Annotated in this window: 18 protein-coding genes and 1 pseudogene; 13 read left to right on the top strand and 6 right to left on the bottom strand. The window is 75.1% G+C overall.

The genetic code is table 11. The features are described from left to right. Positions 1-67 precede the first annotated feature (67 nt). The 4 genes from KPL57_RS48435 to KPL57_RS48420 all read left to right on the top strand — a co-directional run bounded on the left by KPL57_RS48435 (position 68) and on the right by KPL57_RS48420 (position 2,688). Entirely contained in the window at positions 68-265 is a 198-nt protein-coding gene (locus KPL57_RS48435) for a ubiquitin-like protein Pup (RefSeq protein WP_020626587.1), read from the top strand. A gap of 164 nt (positions 266-429) precedes the next feature. Further along, on the top strand, positions 430-1,317 hold the full coding sequence (gene prcB, locus KPL57_RS48430) for a proteasome subunit beta (RefSeq protein WP_226357187.1): 888 nt from the start codon (positions 430-432) through the stop codon (positions 1,315-1,317). Positions 1,318-1,357: 40 nt separating this feature from the next. After that, a complete protein-coding gene (gene prcA, locus KPL57_RS48425; protein WP_226357186.1) occupies positions 1,358-2,173 on the top strand; it encodes a proteasome subunit alpha in 816 nt (271 codons plus the stop codon). Continuing rightward, a complete protein-coding gene (locus tag KPL57_RS48420) occupies positions 2,170-2,688 on the top strand; it encodes an SRPBCC family protein (protein WP_374203898.1) in 519 nt (172 codons plus the stop codon). The genes prcA and KPL57_RS48420 overlap by 4 nt, the downstream gene beginning before the upstream one ends. A gap of 54 nt (positions 2,689-2,742) precedes the next feature. On the opposite strand, the gene KPL57_RS48415 is transcribed toward KPL57_RS48420, so the two are convergent. Beyond that, complete coding sequence (locus tag KPL57_RS48415; protein ID WP_226357184.1) at positions 2,743-2,949, bottom strand: hypothetical protein; 207 nt, start codon at positions 2,947-2,949, stop codon at positions 2,743-2,745. Between the two features lie 131 nt (positions 2,950-3,080). Between KPL57_RS48415 and KPL57_RS48410 the strand changes: the two genes are divergently transcribed. After that, a complete protein-coding gene (locus KPL57_RS48410) occupies positions 3,081-3,614 on the top strand; it encodes a hypothetical protein (RefSeq protein WP_226357183.1) in 534 nt (177 codons plus the stop codon). 31 nt (positions 3,615-3,645) lie between these two features. Next, positions 3,646-4,671: an LLM class flavin-dependent oxidoreductase gene (locus tag KPL57_RS48405; protein ID WP_226357182.1), complete on the top strand. Its 1,026-nt coding sequence runs from the start codon at positions 3,646-3,648 to the stop codon at positions 4,669-4,671. A 16-nt stretch (positions 4,672-4,687) separates the two neighbouring features. Here KPL57_RS48405 and KPL57_RS48400 read toward each other — a convergent pair whose 3' ends face one another. Next, positions 4,688-5,635 (bottom strand): LysR family transcriptional regulator, encoded by a 948-nt coding sequence (locus KPL57_RS48400; RefSeq protein WP_226357181.1) that lies wholly within the window; start codon positions 5,633-5,635, stop codon positions 4,688-4,690. Between the two features lie 73 nt (positions 5,636-5,708). Here KPL57_RS48400 and KPL57_RS48395 point away from each other — a divergent pair, with 73 nt between their 5' ends. Next, entirely contained in the window at positions 5,709-6,665 is a 957-nt protein-coding gene (locus KPL57_RS48395) for a DMT family transporter (protein WP_226357180.1), read from the top strand. 6 nt (positions 6,666-6,671) lie between these two features. Here the strand turns inward: KPL57_RS48395 and KPL57_RS72965 are convergent. Together KPL57_RS72965 and KPL57_RS48385 are read right to left on the bottom strand one after the other, a co-directional pair. Continuing rightward, positions 6,672-7,891, bottom strand: a pseudogene (locus KPL57_RS72965) (NAD(P)/FAD-dependent oxidoreductase). 214 nt (positions 7,892-8,105) lie between these two features. Next, positions 8,106-8,741: a CdaR family transcriptional regulator gene (locus KPL57_RS48385; RefSeq protein WP_226357179.1), complete on the bottom strand. Its 636-nt coding sequence runs from the start codon at positions 8,739-8,741 to the stop codon at positions 8,106-8,108. Between KPL57_RS48385 and KPL57_RS48380 the strand changes: the two genes are divergently transcribed. Further along, the gene (locus KPL57_RS48380) at positions 8,740-10,308 is read left to right on the top strand and encodes a hydantoinase/oxoprolinase family protein (protein ID WP_226357178.1); all 1,569 of its coding nucleotides are present in this window, start codon (positions 8,740-8,742) and stop codon (positions 10,306-10,308) included. The genes KPL57_RS48385 and KPL57_RS48380 overlap by 2 nt on opposite strands. Beyond that, positions 10,305-11,705, top strand: a complete 1,401-nt coding sequence (locus KPL57_RS48375; protein WP_226357177.1) for a hydantoinase B/oxoprolinase family protein — start codon at positions 10,305-10,307, stop codon at positions 11,703-11,705. The genes KPL57_RS48380 and KPL57_RS48375 overlap by 4 nt, the downstream gene beginning before the upstream one ends. A 7-nt stretch (positions 11,706-11,712) precedes the next feature. Here the strand turns inward: KPL57_RS48375 and fdhD are convergent, their stop codons facing one another. Next, the gene (gene fdhD, locus KPL57_RS48370) at positions 11,713-12,543 is read right to left on the bottom strand and encodes a formate dehydrogenase accessory sulfurtransferase FdhD (protein WP_226357176.1); all 831 of its coding nucleotides are present in this window, start codon (positions 12,541-12,543) and stop codon (positions 11,713-11,715) included. 51 nt (positions 12,544-12,594) lie between these two features. Here fdhD and KPL57_RS48365 point away from each other — a divergent pair, with 51 nt between their 5' ends. The 4 genes from KPL57_RS48365 to KPL57_RS48350 all read left to right on the top strand — a co-directional run bounded on the left by KPL57_RS48365 (position 12,595) and on the right by KPL57_RS48350 (position 18,447). Then, positions 12,595-13,383 carry a molybdenum cofactor guanylyltransferase gene (locus KPL57_RS48365; protein WP_226357175.1) on the top strand — a complete coding sequence of 263 codons (789 nt, stop codon included), beginning with the start codon at positions 12,595-12,597 and terminating at the stop codon, positions 13,381-13,383. 61 nt (positions 13,384-13,444) lie between these two features. Then, positions 13,445-15,370, top strand: coding sequence for a molybdopterin oxidoreductase family protein (locus KPL57_RS48360; protein WP_226357174.1), 1,926 nt, complete (start codon positions 13,445-13,447; stop codon positions 15,368-15,370). After that, positions 15,371-17,257 (top strand): NAD(P)H-dependent oxidoreductase subunit E, encoded by a 1,887-nt coding sequence (locus KPL57_RS48355; protein WP_226357173.1) that lies wholly within the window; start codon positions 15,371-15,373, stop codon positions 17,255-17,257. Then, positions 17,254-18,447, top strand: a complete 1,194-nt coding sequence (locus KPL57_RS48350) for a 2Fe-2S iron-sulfur cluster-binding protein (protein ID WP_226357172.1) — start codon at positions 17,254-17,256, stop codon at positions 18,445-18,447. The genes KPL57_RS48355 and KPL57_RS48350 overlap by 4 nt, the downstream gene beginning before the upstream one ends. Here KPL57_RS48350 and KPL57_RS48345 read toward each other — a convergent pair. After that, positions 18,398-19,000 (bottom strand): TetR/AcrR family transcriptional regulator, encoded by a 603-nt coding sequence (locus KPL57_RS48345; protein WP_226357171.1) that lies wholly within the window; start codon positions 18,998-19,000, stop codon positions 18,398-18,400. The genes KPL57_RS48350 and KPL57_RS48345 overlap by 50 nt on opposite strands. Positions 19,001-19,011: the final 11 nt, after the last annotated feature.

The following is a 19,011-nucleotide window of genomic DNA, read 5'->3' as shown; positions in this document are numbered from 1 at the left end:
ACAGGCGATTTTGTCGCCCCCGGTGGGTAGGGTGAACCTGCAGGCAACTCTGCGAGGAGGAGGCGTCATGTCCCAGGAGCAGACCAAGCGCCAGGGTGGCGGCGACGGAGACGACGAGTCCGGGGAGAACGCGTCCGGATCCGGTCAGGAGCGCCGCGAGAAGCTCGGTGAGGACGTCGACACCATCCTCGACGAGATCGACGACGTGCTGGAGGAGAACGCGGAGGACTTCGTGCGGTCCTACGTGCAGAAGGGCGGTGAGTGAGCCCCACGGGGCCACCCACCCTGCCGCACCCCGGCACCAGCAGTACCGTCCCGGCCGGGTCCGCACCTGCGGGCCCGGCCGTGCCGGAAGGGCCGCAGACCCCGCCGACGTGGGGGAGCGGGACCACCGGCGCACGAAGCTCGAACGAAAGGCACGTCCGAGAGATGGAGTTCCGGCCGTCGGTCACCTCCGGGCTGGTGCCCGGGCACCACACGGGTCAGCTCGGCACCTTCCTGACCGGGTCGCAGTCGTTCTCCGACTTCGTCGGCGGCGCGGCCCCGCACCTGCTCCCCGGCGCGGGCCTGGACCGGACAGCCGGTCCCGGCACCTCCGCCGACGCCCTGGGCGTCCCGCACGGCACCACGATCGTCGCGCTGCTGTTCTCCGGCGGCGTCGTGATCGCCGGTGACCGGCGCGCGACCGCGGGCAACGTGATCGCCCAGCGCGACATCGAGAAGGTGTTCGTCACCGACACCCACTCCGCCGTCGGCATCGCCGGCTCCGCGGGGATCGCGCTGGAGATGGTCCGGCTGTTCTCGGTCGACCTCGAGCACTACGAGAAGCTCGAGGGCGTCCCGCTCTCGCTCGACGGCAAGGCCAACAAGCTCGCCGGCATGGTCCGCCAGAACCTGGGCGCGGCGATGCAGGGCTTCGTCGTCGTCCCGCTGTTCGCGGGCTACGACACCGACGCCGCCGACCCGGCGCAGGCCGGCCGGATCGTCACCTTCGACCCCACCGGCGGCCGGTACGACGAGAACCTCGGCTTCCACGCCGTCGGTTCCGGCTCGGTGTTCGCGAAGTCGTCGCTGAAGAAGCTGCACGACCCGGCCGCGGACCTCGACGGCGCGGTGCGCACCGCGGTCGAGGCGCTCTACGACGCCGCGGACGACGACACCGCCACCGGTGGGCCGGACACGGTGCGGCGCATCTACCCGGTGGTCGTCGGCATCACCGCCGAGGGCGCCGCGCGCCGCGACGACGCCGAGATCGCCGCCGTCGTCGACCAGGTGATCGCCGGGCGCCGGGAGCGCCCTGGCGGTCCGTCCCGCTGACCCCCTCCCCGCACGAAGCACGAGCCTGGAGCGCCTCCCCATGACGATGCCGTTCTACTCCTCCGTCGACCAGCTGCTGCGCGACCGTTCCGAGCTGGCCCGCAAGGGCATCTCGCGCGGCCGCAGCGTGGTCGTGCTGACCTACGCCGGTGGCGTGCTGTTCGTCGCGGAGAACCGGTCGACGGCGCTGCACAAGGTCTCCGAGATCTACGACAAGATCGGCTTCGCCGCGGTCGGCCGGTACAACGAGTTCGAGAACCTGCGTACCGGCGGGATCCGGATGGCCGACTTCCGCGGGTTCACCTACGACCGGCGCGACGTGACCGGCCGGATGCTGGCCAACGCCTACGCCCAGGCGCTGGGCACCGCGTTCGTCGAGCAGCAGAAGCCCTTCGAGGTGGAGCTGTGCGTCGCCGAGGTGGGCGTCGAGGCCACCGGGGACCAGCTGTACCGGATCACCTACGACGGGTCGATCACCGACGAGCCGCGGTTCGTCGTCATGGGTGGTCAGACCGAGCCGATCTCGCAGAAGCTGTCCGAGACCTACGAGCACGGCCTGGAGCTGGGCGCGGCGATCGAGGTCGCGCTGGGCGGGCTGCAGGTGCCGGGTGCGGACCCGGCGTCGCCCGGCAACGGCGCGAACGCGCAGCCGCGGGTCCTGGGCGCCGAGGCGCTCGAGGTCGCGGTGCTCGACCGGACCCGGCCGCGGCGGACCTTCCGCCGTCTCGAGGGTGCGGCGCTGGCCGACCTGCTGCCCGCCGCGAACCGCGGCACCGAGGAGCCCGAGCCCGACGTGGCGGGCGGGGACGACACCCCGGCCGCCGGTGGGGCACTGGGCGGGGACGGGGCGTCCTGACCCGCTTCTCCGCGACCACCGCGTCCGAGGCCGTCGTGACGGCCTCGCGCGACGACGTCTGGCGCGTCCTGACCGATCCCGATGTGCTGCCGACGCTGACACCGCTGCTCAACCGGATCGACGCCGACTCCGCGCGGGACGCGGCCGTCGACGGCTACGAGCTGTGGCGCTGGCACATGGTGCGGATCGCGGTGCTCGGGGTGGGCATCAAACCGGTGTTCACCGAGCGGATGACCTTCGTTGAGGGCAAGCGGATCGAGTTCACCCACGCACCGCCCACCGGGGTCACCGAGTGGGCGGGCGCGGAGGGCTACTACGCACTGAGCGACGCCGACCCGGAGCCGGACGGCTCCCCGGCGACGCATCTGGAGATCTCGCTGACCGTCGACGTCGACATGCCGCTGTCGCGGCTCGCGGCGCCGGTGGTGACCCGCACGATGAAGGCGACGATGGACGCGACCGGGGACCGGTTCGCGGCCAACCTGCTGCGTCGCCTCGGGGCGCGCGAGCGCTGAGTGCTGCGGGTCCCGGCCGGGGCCCGGCGGTCGGCCGCGGGTACGGCGGCGGTGTCAGCGTCCGGGGGCCGCCGTCGCCCGGGGGGCCGGTGCGGCGAGGGCGCGCAGGTCGTCGAAGGCCCGGGTCAGGTGCACGTCCAGGCCGGTCGCGGGGTCGTCGTCCCAGGCCCGGACCGCCTCGCGGTAGGTGGCCCATCCGGTCTGCGCCGCCAGTCCGGCCTGCCGGTCGGGGACCCCACGCCGGCGCAGTGCCCCGGCCACGGTGTCGGCGAGTGCCGCGTGCTTCGCCAGCTCGCGTTCGCGCAGCGCCGGCGTCGCGGCGATGACCGTGCGGCGGGGCTCCGCGGACGGGCCGCCGGCGAGCGGGCCTGCCTGGGCTTCGCGGACCAGGGGTGCGCGCGGGCGTCGTGCGGCTCGCGCCGACCGTGCACGGCCCGGCCGACCACGGGTTCGTCCCGGCGCTCGTCGCCGCCGCCCGCCGGGCCGGTGTCTCGGCCTACATCGGGGACGGCACCAACCGGTGGCCCGCGGTCCACCGCTGCGACGCCGCCGCCCTCTTCCGCATGGCGCTGGAGCGGGCTCCCGCGGGGAGTGCGCTGCACGCCGCGGGCGAGGGTGCCGTGACGATCCGGAGCGTCGCCGAGCAGATCGCGGCGATCCTCGGTCTGTCCACCGTCTCTCTGACCCTCGAGCAGGCCGCCGAGCACCTCGGGAACCCGTTCCTGGCCCGGTTCTTCTCCCTCGACGTCACCGTCTCCAGTGAGTACACCCGGACCCTGCTCGGCTGGGCGCCGCGGCACGCGACGCTGTTGGAGGACCTCCGGACCGGTGACTACTTCACCCCGGAGGCCGGCGTCCGCGCCGAGGAGACCTGGCGACCCCGCCGGGGTGGCCCCGTCGGCGCGCCGCCCGGGACGGTGGCATGATGGTTGAAGAGTCAACCAACTGGGGGAGCGGATGAGCGACATCGTGTTCGGCATGGACACCTTCGGCGACGTGCCGGTGGGCGACGACGGCACGCCGTTGTCGCACCCGCAGGCCATCCGCCAGGTCGTCGACGAGGTGGTGCTGGCCGACGGGGCCGGCGTCGACGTCGTCGCACTGGGGGAGCACCACCGCCCCGAGTACGCCATCACCACCCCGGAGACGGTGCTCGCCGGGATCGCGACCCGCACCTCCCGGATCCGGCTGTCCTCCGGCGTCACCGTGCTCAGCTCGGACGACCCGGTGCGGGTGTACCAGCGCTTCGCCACCCTCGACGCGCTGTCCGACGGCCGCGCCGAGGTCATCGTGGGCCGCGGCTCGTTCACCGAGTCCTTCCCGCTGTTCGGCTACTCCATGAACGACTACGAGCAGCTGTTCGAGGAGAAGCTGGAGCTGTTCGTGCAGCTCCTCGACGAGAAGCCGGTGACATGGCGGGGCGCCACCCGCGCCGCGCTCGACGGCGTCGAGGTCTTCCCGACGACCGGCCGCCGGCTGCCCGTGTGGGTCGGTGTCGGCGGCTCGCCGGAGTCGGTGGTGCGCACCGCCCGCCACGACCTGGGCCTGATGCTCGCCATCATCGGCGGCCCGGCCGGACGGTTCGCGCCCTACGTCGACCTCTACCACCGCGCCGTCGAGCAGTTCGGGCACGCGGAGAAGCCGGTGGGCATGCACTCGCCGGGCTTCGTCGCCGACACCGACGAGGAGGCGAAGGAGATCTTCTTCGCCCCGTACAAGGCGCAGATGGACCGGATCGGCGCCCAGCGCGGCTGGCCGCCGCTGGACCGCGCCCGGTTCGAGGCCGAGGTCTCCGGTGGCGCGCTGCACGTCGGGTCCCCCGAGAAGGTGGCCCGCCGCATCGCCGACTCGGTCCGCTCGCTGGGCGCCCAGCGCTTCGACCTGATCTACACCGTCGGGCCCCAGCCGGTGTCGGCCCGGCTGCGCGCGGTCGAGCTGTACGGCACCCGGGTCATCCCGATGGTGCGCGACATGCTCGCCTGACCGGCTGCGCCCGGGGTCAGGCGGGGATGATGCGGGCCGCCGCGGCACGCAGGCCGTCGACCAGGGCGCGCAGGGCGGGGAGATCGGCGTCGGACCCGCGGGTGGCCAGGACCAGTGAGCGGCCCGCCGCGGGCCGGCAGGGCAGCAGGCGCACGCCGTCGTCGGCGGTGACCGGGACCGGGCCGGTGCCGCCCGGAACCGCGGACCCCGCCACCGCCATGCCCGGGACCAGCGCGATCGCGAGCCGCGCGCGGACCAGTGCCAGCTGGGTGGCGAAGTCGCCGACCCGGTAGCGGATGTCCGGCTCGGTCCCGACGCCGCGCAGCAGCTGCAGCAGTGCCTCGTAGGGTTCGGTGCCGACCGGGCCGGAGGTCCACACCCGCCCGGCCAGGGTGCGCAGCGGCACCGGGTCGGGCCCGGTGAGCGGGTCGTCGGCGGGGACGGCGAGCATCGCGGGCTCGGTGGCCAGTGCGGTCACCCGGATCCCGGCGGGCAGCCGGGCCGGGCGCTGCGTCCAGCTCTCCAGGAGCACCGCGTCCAGGTCGCGCGACTGCAGGGCGGGCAGCAGGTCGACGACCTCGCCGTCGTCGACGGTGGGGACCAGCCGGGGGTGCGCGGCGGCCAGCCCGTCGATGACCTCGGGCAGCAGCGTCCGCAGCGCGCTCGCGACCGAGCCGATCCGCAGCGGCCCGGCGGCGTCGTCGTGCAGGGCGGCGAGGTCGCGCTCGGCGCCGGCGACGGTCGCCGCCGCGGTGGCCGCGTGCCCGGCCAGCACGTGCCCGGCGGCGGTGAGCCGGATGCCCCGCCCGTCCGGTTCGACGAGCCGGGTGCCGGTCTCGCGTTCGAGCTTGCGCAGCTGCTGGGTCACCGCGGGTCCGGTGATGTGCAGCGCGGCCGCGGCGGCGCCGACCGAGCCGTGCTCGGCGACGGCGTCGAACACACGCAGCCGGTCCCAGGAGATCACACAGCAGAGCTTAGCGGTACCGGGTAGGAACAATCATTAGAGCTTCGCGGTGCAGGTGGGGATGGTGGATCACGTGAACGCACGCACCGCCCCCGACCCGCACTCCGCCCTCCTCCTGCTCGCCGGCGCCTCGGTCCTGGCCTGGACCGGCATCCTCGTCGCGCTCGCGGGCGCCGACCCGGCGACGGCGTCGTTCTGGCGGTGCGTGCTCGCGCTGGTCGTGCTGGGGCCGTGGGCGCTGGCCGAGTACCGCCGCGCCGGCGGCCTCCCGCTCGCGACGGTGGGCTGGTCACTGCTGTCGGGGGTGTTCCTGGGGGCGGACTTCCTGCTGTGGACCCGCGCGGTGCTCGACGCGGGCGCCGGGATCGCGAACGTCGTGCTCAACATCCAGGTGCTGGCGCTGCCGCTGATCGCCTGGGTCGTCGCGGGCGAGCGGGTCCCGCGCCGGCTGGTGTACGCGGCGCCGCTGCTGCTGGGCGGCATCGCGCTGGCCGGTGGGGTGCTCGGCGCCGGGGTCGGCGGCCCGGAGCCGGTGCGCGGCGCGGTGCTCGGCACCCTCGCCGGGATCGCCTACGCCGGGTTCCTGCACCTCAACCGCTCGGTGTCGCGGGGCCGTCCGCGTCACCTGGTGACCCCGGTCGCGCTGGCCACCGTCGGAGCCGGGGTGACCTGCGGGATCATCGGCGTCGCCGGGGGCGGGATCGCGGTCTCGCTGCCCGCGACGACCTGGGCCTGGCTGATCGTGCTGGCCCTGGCCGGTCAGGTGGTGTCCTGGGTGCTGATCGGGCGCGGCTCGGCCGGGCTGGCGCCGGGCACCGCGGGTGCGCTGCTGCTGGTGCACCCGGTGTTGTCGGTGGTGCTCGGCATGCTGGTGCTCGGGGAGACACTGACCGGGTGGCAGGTCGCGGGCTGCGCGCTGGTCGTCGCTACCGTCGCCGCGCTGGTCGGTCCGGCCGGGACCGCGGGGCGGCTGCGCCGGGTGGTGGACCGGCACGAGCGGGCCTGGGCCACGCTCACCCCGCGGGCCTGACCGCGGTCAGCCCAGCACGCTGTGCGTGGCGTCGGCGTTCACCGGCCTGCGCCGGGAGAACGCGGACAGGTCGACGGTCACCCCGGTGTGCTCGCCGACGTGGCGCACCGGGTGGTCGTCGTGGTCGAGCCCGCCCTCGACCTGCTCGATGATCGCCCGCAGGAAGCGACCGACGAGCGGCGCGTTCTTGAACTGGTTGCCGCTGGTGCCGATGGCGACGTAGTAGCCGGGGAGCTCGGTCCGGTCGTAGATGGGGGTCCAGTCGTCGGCGACGTCGTAGACCCCGGCCACCCCCCGCGGCCGGTTCGGCACGGCGAGGTCGGGCAGGCGGCGCGCGGCCCGGGTGACCTGGGCGTCGAACACCGCCGCGGTCGGCACGGGGTCGGCGTCGTCGGGGTCGTCGATCCACGGCAGCGGGTCGCACGCCGGCTCGGTGCCGCCCACCAGCAGCCCGCCCCCGGTGTCGCCGCGCAGGTAGACGCCGAGGTCCATGTCGGCGACGGCGACGATCCGCCCGGAGGGGGAGGCGAGGGCGGGGGGAGCGGTGACCGCGTGGACCTCCTGACGCATCGGGCGTGTGCCGACCGTGAACCCGGCGCCGACCCCGGCCAGATCGTTGAGCCGCCCCGACCACGGCCCGGCCGCGTTGACCACCACCGCGGAGGACAGGGTGCTGCCGTCGTCGAGCCGCACACCCCGACCCGGTCCCCGGTCACGGTCACGGCGGTGACGGCGTGGCCCAGCCGGAACACGGCACCGTGCACGGCGGCGGCCGCGGCGAGGTTCCCGGCGGCGAGGCGGGGGTCGCTGACGTACCCGGCGTCGGGGGTGAACACCGCGCCGAGGGTCCCGTCGGCGTCGCGCCAGAAGCGGTCGTCGTCGAGCCGGCGCGGCGGCCAGTACCGTCCGACGTCGATGCCGGGGACGCGCCGGGCCAGGGTCGCGGCGTCCCAGGTCTCGTAGGGCACGCCGACGGCGTCGAACAGCGGCAGGTAGCTGCTGCGCGGGGCCACGTCGACGTCGAGCATCGCCAGCCCGGTGCGGACGTAGCGGGCGAGACCGTGCGACTCCGGGAGCCCGAGGTGCTCGGACCAGGACTCCCAGCAGGCCCGGGACTCCCAGGCGGCGGCCACCCCGGCCGGGGTGGTGAAGTTGAACCGGACGACCGCGCTCGACGCGCTGGTGGAACCGTCGCCGACCCCGCGCGCCCGGTCGACGACGGTCACCTAGTGACCGACCCTGGCCAGCTCGAACGCCACCGAGCAGCCGATCACGCCGGCACCGACGACGATCACGTCCGCGGTCATCCCTGGGTCTCCCTGCTGCCGGTGTCCTCGGTCGGGCCCCAGTGTCGGTGCGCGCTCCGCGGGATCGCATCCGTCAGCTGACAAGCGTGCGGCGCCGAGGTTGCGACAGGCGTCGCAGACCGGTGTCGGTGCGTCAGCCGCCGGTCCCCGCCTGCACCGCGGCGAGCCGGCGCAGCTTCACCGCGAGGTGCAGCGCGAGCCGGTCGTGGCCCGAGGCCAGGCTGCACCCGGTGCGCTGCTCGATCCGCCGGAGCCGGTAGTAGAGCGTCGCCCGGTGCACGCACATCGCCTCGGCGGCTCCGCGCACGTCGCCGGCGTGGTCCAGGAACGACTCCAGGGTGTCGACCAGGACACCGGTGGTGTCGGCGTCGGCCAGCAGGCGCAGCGCAGCGGCGTCGGAGGCCCGCCGGACCTCCTCGGCGGGCAGCCGCAGCAGCAGGTCGTAGGGCCCCAGGTCGCCCCAGTGCACGAGGTCGCCCAGCCGGGGCACGAGCAGCGCGGCCCGGGTGGCGAGGAACGCCTCGTGGTAGGACTCGACGACCCGGTGCAGGTCCTCGACCGTCCGCCCGAGCCCGGCCACGAGGCGGGTGCCGCCGTCTCCCGGTCCGGACCCCCGGTCGACCATGCGGCGGGCCAGGAGGTCGCCCTGCTCCGACGGGTGGGCGCGCGTCGCGGCGAGCAGGACCCAGCCCCGCGACCGGCCCGCGGCCGCCAGGGCCCGGTCCGGGACCGCCCGCAGTGCCTCCTCGACCGCGGTCTCCACCGCCATGTCCTCCGGGGCCGGTGTCCCCGCCCCCGGCCGGGAGCGGCTGCCCGGGGTCGCCGTCACCTGCTCCCACGACGTCGCCGCCGAGTGGCACGAGTTCGAGCGGACCTCCTCGGCGGTGCTCAACGCCTACGTCCAGCCGCTGTTCGGCGGCTACCTCCGTGAGCTGAGCTCCCACCTCGCCGCCGACGGGTTCGACGACCACATCGGGATCATGCAGTCCAATGGTGGCGTGCTGTCCGCCGACCGCGCCGCGGGGCTGCCGGTGCGCACGCTGATGTCCGGGCCCGCCGGCGGCGTCGTCGCCTGCCGTGAGCTCGCGTCGGCGGTGGGGGTGAAGCGCGCCGTCTGCGCCGACGTCGGCGGGACGACCTTCGACGTCGCCCTGGTCGTCGACGGGCAGCTCGTCGAGCGCACCGCGACGACCGTCGACGGCCGCCCGGTGCTCGGCGCCACGGTGGACATCACCTCGATCGGGGCCGGCGGGGGGTCCGTCGCCTGGCTGGACGAGCGCGGTGCCCTCAAGGTGGGGCCGCGCAGCGCCGGCGCGGTCCCGGGGCCGGTGTGCTTCGGCCAGGGCGGCACCGAGCCCACCGTCACCGACGCCCAGCTGCTGCTCGGGTACCTGGACCCGGAGACCTTCCTGGGCGGGCGGATGCGGCTCGACCGCGACGCCGCCGAGCGGGCGCTGCGCAGCCGGGTGGCCGAGCCGCTGGGCCTGGACGTGGCCGAGGCCGCCGCCGGCATCCTGCGCATCGCCGAGACCAACATGGCCAACGCCATCCGGGCGGTCACGGTGGCCCGCGGGCTCGATCCGCGGGAGTTCACGCTGGTCGGCTACGGCGGGGGCGGGGGCCTGTTCGCCGCCGCGGTCGCGGGGGAGCTCGGGATCGGGCACGTCGTCGTCCCGCGGGCGGCGGCCACCTTCTCCGCCTGGGGGATCCTGTGCAGCGACTACCACGAGGACGCCTCCCGGACCCCGCTCGACGCCGCGACCGTGCCCACGGTCGTCGCGACCCTGGACGAGCTCGCGGCGGAGGTCGTGACGCACCTGCGCGGGTACGGCTTCCCCGCCGACGCGGTCGCGGTGGGCCACACGGCCGACGTCCGCTTCCGGGGCCAGCACCACACCGTGGCCGTCCCCGTCGACCCCGCCTGGACCGCCGACACCGGTCTGCTGGTCGCGGGCATCGAGGCCGGCTTCCGCGCCGCCCACGAACGGCTCTACGGGCCGCGGACCCACGAGAGCGTCCTGGAGATCGTGACGCTGCGGGCCCGGGGCACCGTCGTGACCGACAGCCCGCGGCTCCCCGCGCCCGCCCCCGCCGCCGACGGTCCCGCCACCGGGACCCGCCGGGTCCGGTTCGGTGCCGCGGAGACCGACGCCGCGGTGCTCGACCGCGACGGCCTCGCGGCCGGGACCCGGGTCGACGGCGCGGCGGTCGTCTGCGAGTGGGCCAACACCACCGTCGTACCGCCCGGCTGGTCGGCCACGACCGACGAGCACGGCCACCTGCACCTCACCCGTGACGACCCGCGACCCACCGGAACGACCGGAGGCCACTCATGACCGACCACGACGCGACCGCACCGGTGACCGCCGACCCCGTCGTCACCGAGATCATCGCGAACTCGATGGTGGCGACCGCCCACGAGATGAACAACATCGTCGTGCGCACGGCGTTCAACCCGCTGCTCTACGACACCAAGGACTTCGCGGTCGCGGTGCTGTCCCCGGACGGCGAGCTGTGGGCCGAGGACCCCGGGCTCGCCGTGTTCATCGGGTGCATGCCGGCCACGGTGCCCTCCGGGCTCGCGAAGCTCGGCGCGGACGGCTACGGCGACGGGGACGTCCTGATCGTCAACGACCCCTACCTGACCGGCACCCACATCTCCGACACGACCGTCTACGCCCCGGTGCTGCACGAGGGACGGCTGGTCGCCTTCGTCGCGGTCACCGCGCACTGGGCGGACGTGGGCGGACGCACCCCCGGCGGCTGGGACATGACCTCCACGGAGCTGTTCCAGGAGGGGCTGTGCTTCACCCACCAGCGCCTGGTCCGCGGGCACGAGCCGGTCGCGGACATGCTCGACCTGATCGCGTCGAACGTGCGGTTCCCCGACATCGTCCGGGGTGACCTGGACGCCCAGATGTCGGCCTGCCGGGCGGGCGCCACCCGCATCGTCGCGCTGTGCGAGCGCTACGGCGCCGCGGTCGTCCGGGGTGCGATGGACCGCACCGTCGACGCCACCGCACGCGCGGTCGCCCGGCGGGTCGAGGCCCTGCCCGACGGCACCGTGACCCGGTCGGTCGAGATGGACTACGACGGCGTCGACCCGGACGTGCGGCCGCGGGTCTCGGTGTCGGTCACGGTCCGCGGGGACCGGATGCACGTCGGGTTCGACGGCACCAGCGGCGTCGCGCAGAGCTCGATGAACATCACCGCCGCGGGGACCGGGTCCTACCAGCTGTTCGGCGTGTACCTGCTGCGCACCGACCCGACCCACGGGGACCCGTTCATCATGATCGACCCGATCGACGGCGGGCACGGCGGGCACAGCAGCGGCCACGGCGAGACGCTGGTCTTCAGCCTGGACGGCGACACCTTGAACCTGCCCGTCGAGGTGATGGAGAACCGCTACCCGCTGCGGTGCCTGCGCTACAGCTTCGCCGAGGGGTCGGAGGGCGCCGGGGAGCACGCGGGCGGCCGGGGCATCGTCCGGGACTACCAGGTGCTGGAGGACGGCACCGTGCTCAAGTACGCCAACGAGAACACCCGGGACGTGCTGTCCCGCGGGTCGGGCGGGGGCGGCGACGGCGAGGCCAGCCACGTCGTCCTGCGCCCGGGCACCGACACGGAGGAGACCCTGTGGCGTCGCGGCAACGACGCGGGCGAGCTGCGCCCGGGTGACGTGGTCCGCGCCGTGTCCGGCGGCGGGGGAGGGTGGGGCCCGCCGCCGGCGTGACCCGGCCTCAGCCGAGGTCGATGCGCTCGGCCCCGGTGTAGACGTTGCCGGTCCGCCCGCGCAGGAACCCGACCAGGGTCATCCCGGACTCCTCGGCCAGCTCCACCGCCAGCGACGACGGCGCCGACACCGCCGCGAGCATCGGCACCCCGGCCATCACGGCCTTCTGCACGAGCTCGAACGACGCCCGCCCCGACACCATCAGCACGGTGCCGGCGGCGGGCACGCGGCCGTCCATCACCATCCGGCCCAGCACCTTGTCCACCGCGTTGTGCCGGCCCACGTCCTCGCGGGCGGCGAGCAGGCCGCCGTCGGCGTCGAACAGGGCGGCGGCGTGCAGCCCGCCGGTGGAGCCGAACACCTTCTGGTGCTCGCGCAGCCGGTCGGGCAGCTCCAGCAGCAGCTCCCGGCCGATCCGCAGCGGGTCCGCCGCCGGGGAGTGGCGGGTCTTGAGCTTCACCGCGTCCAGCGAGGCCTTCCCGCACACCCCGCACGACGAGGTGGTGTAGAAGTTCCGCTCCACCGACGCGTCCGGCGGGGCGACGCCCTCGGCCAGGTCGACGTCTAACACGTTGTAGGTGTTGCGGCCCTGCTCGTCGACGGAGTTGCAGTAGCGGGCCCCGGCCAGGTCCAGCCCGGAGCCGATCACACCCTCGGTCAGCAGGAACCCGTGCGCGAGCTCCACGTCGTGGCCGGGGGTGCGCATCGTCACCGACAGCGCCTTCCCCCCGACCCGCAGCTCCAGCGGCTCCTCGGCGACGAGGGTGTCCGGCCGCGACCGGGTGCTGCCGTCCCCGTTCAGGTGCAGCACCGGGCGCCGCACGGTGAGCCGTCCCATTCCGATCCCCTCCCGCTGTCGACCCCCCAGGGTAGGAGGAGGATCGGCCGCGTGCGCGGGTACGGGGGTCGGCGGCCGGGGGCGGGGATCGTGCCGGCGGGCGGGGCGTCGTCGCGGATGGGGACGGCGAAGGCGTCGCTGGACTGGCACGGGGCGGCGCTGCTGACCCGCACCGTCGCCGTACTGGGCCGGGCGGTGGACGGGCCGCTGGTCGTGGTGCGTGCCGCCGGGCAGGAGCTGCCGGAACTGCCGCCGGGCACCGAGGTCGTCGACGACCCGGTGCCCGGCCTCGGCCCGCTGCCCGCGATCGGCGCCGGGCTGGCCGCCGTCGCCGGCCGGGCGCGGGCGGCGTTCGTCGCCTCCACCGACCTGCCGCTGCTGCACCCCGCGTTCGTCGCCCGCGTGCTGGACCTGCGCGGGGACCACGACGTCGCGCTGCCCGAGGCGTTCGGGCACCACCAGCCGCTCGCCGCCGCCTACGCCACCGCGCTCGCCCCGGTGATCGACGGGCTGACCGCGGCCGGGCAGGGCCGCCCGCCGTCGCTGTTCGACCGGGTCGCGGTCTGCCGGATCGGCGAGCAGACCCTGCGCAGCGACCCGGTGCTGGCCCGCCTCGACCCGGACCTGGCGTCGCTGACCAACGTCAACACCCCCGCCGAGCTGGCCGCGGCCCGGGCCCGCCCGCTGCCCGCGGTGCGGCTGCACGACGGGGGCCGGGTCCGCACCGTCCGCGCCCGCACGGCGGGGGAGCTGGGGCGCCCGGTGGTCGTCGCGGGCGGGACGGCGCCGCTGCCGCCGTGGTTCCCGCTGGTGACCGGGGACGAGCTCGAAGGGGTGTGACGCGGGTCTCGACCTTGCTACGGTGCGGGAGCCGAGGGAACCACCACGCCGGAGGCCGACGATGACCGCCACCCGCCCGCAGGGATCGCGCCGGGGCTTCCGGCCCCGCCACGTCCGCCTCACCGAGCCGCTGGTCCGCGAGAACGGGGTGCTGCGCCCGGCGTCCTGGGACGAGGCCCTCGACCGCGCCGCGGCCGGGTTCGCCGGTGTCCCGGGGGACCGCTTCGGCATGTTCAGCTGCTCCAAGGCGACCAACGAGATGAACTACGTCGCCCAGAAGTTCGCCCGGGCGGTGATGGGCAGCAACAACGTCGACAGCTGCAACCGCACTTGACACGCTCCCAGCGTCGTCGGTCTGACGGCAGTGTTCGGTGCCGGCGGCGGCACCTCCGCCTACGTCGAGGCGGAGAACGCCGACCTCCTCGTCCTGTGGGGCAGCAACGCCCGCGAGACGCACCCGATCTTCTTCCACCACGTGCTGCAGGGGATCCGCAAGGGCGCCCGGATGTTCTCGGTCGACCCGCGCCACACCTCCACCGCGCACTGGGCGGACTCCTGGCTCGGGCTCGACGTGGGCACCGACATCGCGCTGGCCAACGCGGTCGGCCGCGAGATCATCCACGCCGGGCTGGTCAACCACGCGTTCGTCGAGCGCTCCACCACCGGGTTCGAGGACTACCGGGCCGCGGTGGAGCCGTACACCCTCGAACGTGCCGAGGGGATCACCGGGGTCCCGGCGTCGTCGATCCGGGAGCTGGCGCACGCCTACGGCCGCGCCGACCGCGCCCAGATCTGCTGGACGCTGGGCATCACCGAGCACCACAACGCCGCCGACTACGTCTTCGCCCTGATCAACCTCGCGCTGCTGACCGGGCACGTCGGCCGCTACGGCTCCGGCCTGGTGCCGCTGCGCGGGCAGAACAACGTGCAGGGCGGCGGCGACATGGGCGCGATCCCGGCCAAGCTGCCCGGCGGCTACGACGTGTCCGACGCCGACGCACACGCCCGCTTCCACGCCGTCTACGGCGGCGTCGAGTTCCCCGACCGTCCGGGCAGGCACCTGTCGCAGATGTTCGAGGCGATGGAGGCCGGGGAGATGAGCGCGCTGTACTGCATCGGGGAGAACCCGGCCGAGTCCGAGGCCGACGCCACCCACGCCCGGCACCTGCTGTCCTCGCTCGACCACCTCGTCGTGCAGGACATCTTCCGCACCGCCACCGCCGAGCTCGCCGACGTCGTGCTGCCCGCCGCCGCGGACTGGTGCGAGTACGAGGGCACCGTCACCAACTCCGAACGCCGCGTCCAGCGGGTCCGCAAGGCCCTCGACCCGCCGGGCCTGGCCCGCCCCGACACCCACATCATCTGCGGCGTCGCGCAGCGCCTCGGGCACGACTGGGGCGAGCCGACCGCCGAGCAGGTGTGGGACGAGCTGCGCTCGGTGTCGCTGAACTGGCACCACGGCATGAGCTACGACCGCCTCGACACCCTCGGCGGCATCCAGTGGCCCTGCCCCGCCGAGGACCACCCGGGCACCCCGCTGATGCACACCCGGCTGTGGGCCGACGACCCGGACGAGCGCGGGACGCCGGCGCCGTTCACCCCGGTCGAGCACGTCCCGCCGGCCGACGAGCTCACCGAGGAGTACCCGATCCGGCTCACCACGGTGCGGTTGCTCGACGCCTACAACTCCGGGGTGCAGACCGGCGGCTACGCCTCGCCGCTGCGCCGCCGCGAGTCGCTGCGCATCGACGCGGCCGACGCCGCCGCGCTCGGCGTCACCGACGGCGACCGGGTGCGGGTCACCAGCCGTCGCGGCAGTGTCGAGGCGCCGGTATGGGTCGACCGGTCGCTGCGGCCGGGGCTGGCGTCGTTCACCCCGCACTTCACCGAACAGGTCGACGTCAACGTGCTCACCAACGACGCCTGGGACCCCAAGTCGGGGACCTCGGAGTTCAAGGCGACCGCGGTGCGGATCGAGAGGCTGTGAATGGATCTCCACATCTCCACCGCCGCACCGACCGCGGCCGAACGGGACACGATCGACGCCGCGTTCGCGCTGCTCGCCCCCACCGCCGCGGACGCCACCGCCGGGGACCGGCCGACCCGGTCGGCGCACGCCGGGCACGCCGCCCGCTCGCGGCGCCACCTGCTGCTGCCGCTGCTGCACGCGGTGCACGACGCGGCGGGATGGCTGTCGGAGGGGTCGCTGAACCACGTCGCGCGGACGCTGCAGGTCCCGCCGGCCGAGGTGTACGGCGTCGCCACCTTCTACGCGATGTTCTCCGTCGAGCCGCGTGCCCCGCGGGTGGTGCACGTCTGCGACGACGTGGCGTGCGGCCCGTCCGGCGGCGAGGAGATCGTCGCGGCGCTGGAGCGCGACCTCGACGGCGGGCGCGCCTGCGTGGTGCGCAGCCCCTGCCTGGGACTGTGCGAGCGGGCACCCGCGGTGCTGCACCAGCGCGCGGGCGAGCCCGACCTGTCCCAGGCCCCCGCGACCCCGCAGGCCGTCCTCGCCGCGGCGCACGCGCCCGCCGACCCGGACGGGGAGCAGGCGTCGGAGGCCGACCGGGCCTTCGCCGACACCACCGTCTCGGCCCCGCAGACCCGGACCGGGGAGCACCTGCGGCTGCTGCGCCGGGTCGGCGTCGTCGACCCCACCTCGCTCGACGACTACCGCGCCCGCGGCGGCTACGCGGCCCTGCGCCGCGCGGTGCGCCTCGGCGCCACCCGGGTGATCGCCGAGCTGAAGGACGCCTCGCTCACCGGGCGCGGCGGCGCCGCGTTCCCCACCGGCGTCAAGTGGGAGGGCGTCGCGCAGTCCCCGGAGCGCCCGCACCACCTCGTCTGCAACGCCGACGAGTCCGAGCCGGGCACCTTCAAGGACCGGGTGCTCATGGAGGGCGACCCGTTCGGCCTGGTCGAGGCCATGACGATCGCCGGCTACGTCACCGGCGCCACCGTCGGGCACCTCTACATCCGCGGCGAGTACCCGCTGGCCACCCGCCGGCTGCAGGACGCGATCGCCGCGGCCCGGGCGCGCGGCCACCTCGGTGACGACGTCATGGGGGAGGGCTTCGCCTTCGACATCGACCTGCGCCGCGGGGCGGGCGCCTACATCTGCGGTGAGGAGACCGCGCTGCTGGAGTCGATCGAGGGCTACCGGGGCGAGCCGCGGAACAAGCCGCCCTTCCCGGCGACCTCGGGGCTGTTCGGCAAGCCGACCGCGATCAACAACGTCGAGACCCTCTACAACGTGTTGGAGGTGCTGAACATCGGCGGCGGCGCGTTCGCCGCGGTCGGCGGGGGCCGGTCCACCGGGTCGAAGCTGTTCTGCGTGTCCGGTGCCGTCGGCGTCCCCGGGGTGTACGAGGTCGACTTCGGCACCACCCTGCGCGAGCTGCTCGACCTCGCCGGCGGCACCCGCGGCACGCTGCGCACCGTGCTGCTGGGCGGCGCCGCGGGCGGGTTCGTGCTCCCGCAGGACCTCGACGTGGCCCTCACCCTGGAGGGGGCCCGCGACATCGGCGCCACCCTCGGGTCCGGCGTCGTGCTCGTGTTCGACGACCGCGCCGACCTCACCGCCACCCTCCGCCGGATCGCGGCCTTCTTCCGCGACGAGTCCTGCGGGCAGTGCGTGCCGTGCCGGGTCGGGACGGTGCGCCAGGAGGAGGCACTGGCCCGGCTGGAACGCGGTGCCCCGCTCGGGTCGCGGGAGACCGAGCTGGCCCTGCTCGACGACCTCGCCCGCGTCATGCGCGACGCGTCGATCTGCGGGCTCGGGCAGACCGCGCCGTCGGCCGTCGCCTCCGCACTCGACCTGGGACTGATCGCGGCGCCGTCGCACTCGTCGAACGGACACGGGGGGCGTCGATGACCACGACCAGCGGCAAGGGCCCGATGGGGCCGGGCGGCGGCTCGCGGGCGCCCCGGGCCGGGGAGGTCGACGGCGCGCCCGAGGCGGACGCATCGTCGGGCAACGGCACCCCCGGCGACGGCCCCGGCGCGGGCGAGGGCGTCGCCGCCCTGCACCGCACGAACGGGGCCGGCGCGGTCGGCGTGACCGTGGCCGACCCGGCGGGCTCCGGCCCCGGACCGGCCGAACGGCTCGCCGGCGGCCCGGTGATGCTCGGCGCGATCCGGCGCACCGTCACCGTCTCGCTGGACGGCACCGAGGTCCGGGTCCCGGAGGACGCGACGATCCTCGACGCCCTGCACCGCGAGGGCTCGCCCGCCCAGGCCGACACCCCCACCCTGTGCTGGGCGCCGAACATGGACCCGGTCAACGCCTGCCGGGTCTGCGTTGTCGAGGTCGAGGGCTCCCGCGCGCTGGTGCCCTCCTGCGCGCGGCGCTGCGAGGACGGCATGGAGGTGCGGACCGACACCGACAAGGTCCGGCACAGCCGCCGGATGGTGCTGGAGCTGCTGGCGTCCTCGGTGGACATGACCCAGGCGAGCGCCGACGTGGCGCGCTGGATGACCGACTACGGCGTCGACCCCGAGCGCTACGGACCGCCCGCGCCGCCGGCCGCGGCGGGGGAGCGCGACCGCCGCCACGCCGGGCACCACCCGGCCCCCGACGGCGCGACCCGGGCGACCGTCGCCCAGCCCGTGAAGATCGACAACGAGCTCTACGTGCGGGACTACTCGCGCTGCATCATGTGCTACAAGTGCGTCAACGCCTGCGGGACCGACGCCCAGTTCACCTTCGCGATCGCCGCCGCGGGCCGCGGCTTCGACGCCCGCATCGCCACCGAGCACGACGTCGAGCTGCCCGGCTCGGCGTGCGTCTACTGCGGCAACTGCATCGGGGTCTGCCCGACCGGGGCGCTGAAGTCGGTCGCCGAGCACGACCGTCGCGAGGCCGGCGACTGGCACCCCGACGAGGAGACCGTCACGACGACGATCTGCTCGTTCTGCGGGGTCGGCTGCAACCTGGAGCTGCACGTGCAGCGGGGCGAGATCGTCAACGTCACCAGCCCGGCGGACCACTCGGTCACCCACGGGCACCTGTGCATCAAGGGCCGGTTCGGGTTCCGGCACGTGCAGAACCTGCCGGAGGCGTGAGCACCGCGGCCACGAACCGGGTCAGCTCCCGCTCCACGTGCTCGGCGACCGGCACCCGGGGGTCGAAGCTCCACCACAGCAGGGCGCCCTGCCAGTGGGTCGCCAGGAGCGCGCCGGCGCCGTCCGGGGCGCCCGGGGTGCCGGCCAGGCACGCGTCGAGGACGTCGGTGAGTGCCTGCTGCCAGGCGGCGCCCCGTCGTCGTACGTCGGGGTCGAGGAGGTCCTCGCGCAGGACCAGCAGCGCGTCGGCGTAGCTGTCGATCCCGCCGTACTGCCCCGAGAGCCCGACCAGGAACGCGACGGCGCCCTCCGGCGTGCGCTCCGCCCGGGCCCCGTCCCCGGCGGTCTGGCGGTCGAGCCGGTCCCACGCGTGCAGCAGGGTCCGGCGCAGCAGGTCGGACTTGCCGCCGAAGCGCTGCACGAGGGTCGCCGGGGCCAGCCCGCTCGCCTCGGCCAGCGCGGCGAAGGTGAGCGCCTGCGGGCCGCGGGCGTGCAGCACGTCGAGGGCGGCGTCGAGGACGTCCGCGTCGGGGACCTGCTTGCGACGGGGCACGGCTCACCCTC

The organism is Pseudonocardia sp. ICBG601 (assembly GCF_020496245.1).
Note: the sequence above shows the minus strand (reverse complement) of the source record. Positions and strands in the feature narration are given on the sequence as shown.

What these genes read in the sequence shown, in the direction of transcription:
- KPL57_RS48385 (WP_226357179.1), bottom strand. Translation starts at nt 8,741, where the DNA reads ATGGCGGTGGAGACCGCGGTCGAGGAGGCACTGCGGGCGGTCCCGGAC.
- KPL57_RS48375 (WP_226357177.1), top strand. Translation starts at nt 10,305, where the DNA reads ATGACCGACCACGACGCGACCGCACCGGTGACCGCCGACCCCGTCGTC.
- KPL57_RS48380 (WP_226357178.1), top strand. Translation starts at nt 8,740, where the DNA reads ATGTCCTCCGGGGCCGGTGTCCCCGCCCCCGGCCGGGAGCGGCTGCCC.
- KPL57_RS48350 (WP_226357172.1), top strand. Translation starts at nt 17,254, where the DNA reads ATGACCACGACCAGCGGCAAGGGCCCGATGGGGCCGGGCGGCGGCTCG.
- fdhD (WP_226357176.1), bottom strand. Translation starts at nt 12,543, where the DNA reads ATGGGACGGCTCACCGTGCGGCGCCCGGTGCTGCACCTGAACGGGGAC.
- prcB (WP_226357187.1), top strand. Translation starts at nt 430, where the DNA reads ATGGAGTTCCGGCCGTCGGTCACCTCCGGGCTGGTGCCCGGGCACCAC.
- KPL57_RS48435 (WP_020626587.1), top strand. Translation starts at nt 68, where the DNA reads ATGTCCCAGGAGCAGACCAAGCGCCAGGGTGGCGGCGACGGAGACGAC.
- prcA (WP_226357186.1), top strand. Translation starts at nt 1,358, where the DNA reads ATGACGATGCCGTTCTACTCCTCCGTCGACCAGCTGCTGCGCGACCGT.
- KPL57_RS48355 (WP_226357173.1), top strand. Translation starts at nt 15,371, where the DNA reads ATGGATCTCCACATCTCCACCGCCGCACCGACCGCGGCCGAACGGGAC.
- KPL57_RS48405 (WP_226357182.1), top strand. Translation starts at nt 3,646, where the DNA reads ATGAGCGACATCGTGTTCGGCATGGACACCTTCGGCGACGTGCCGGTG.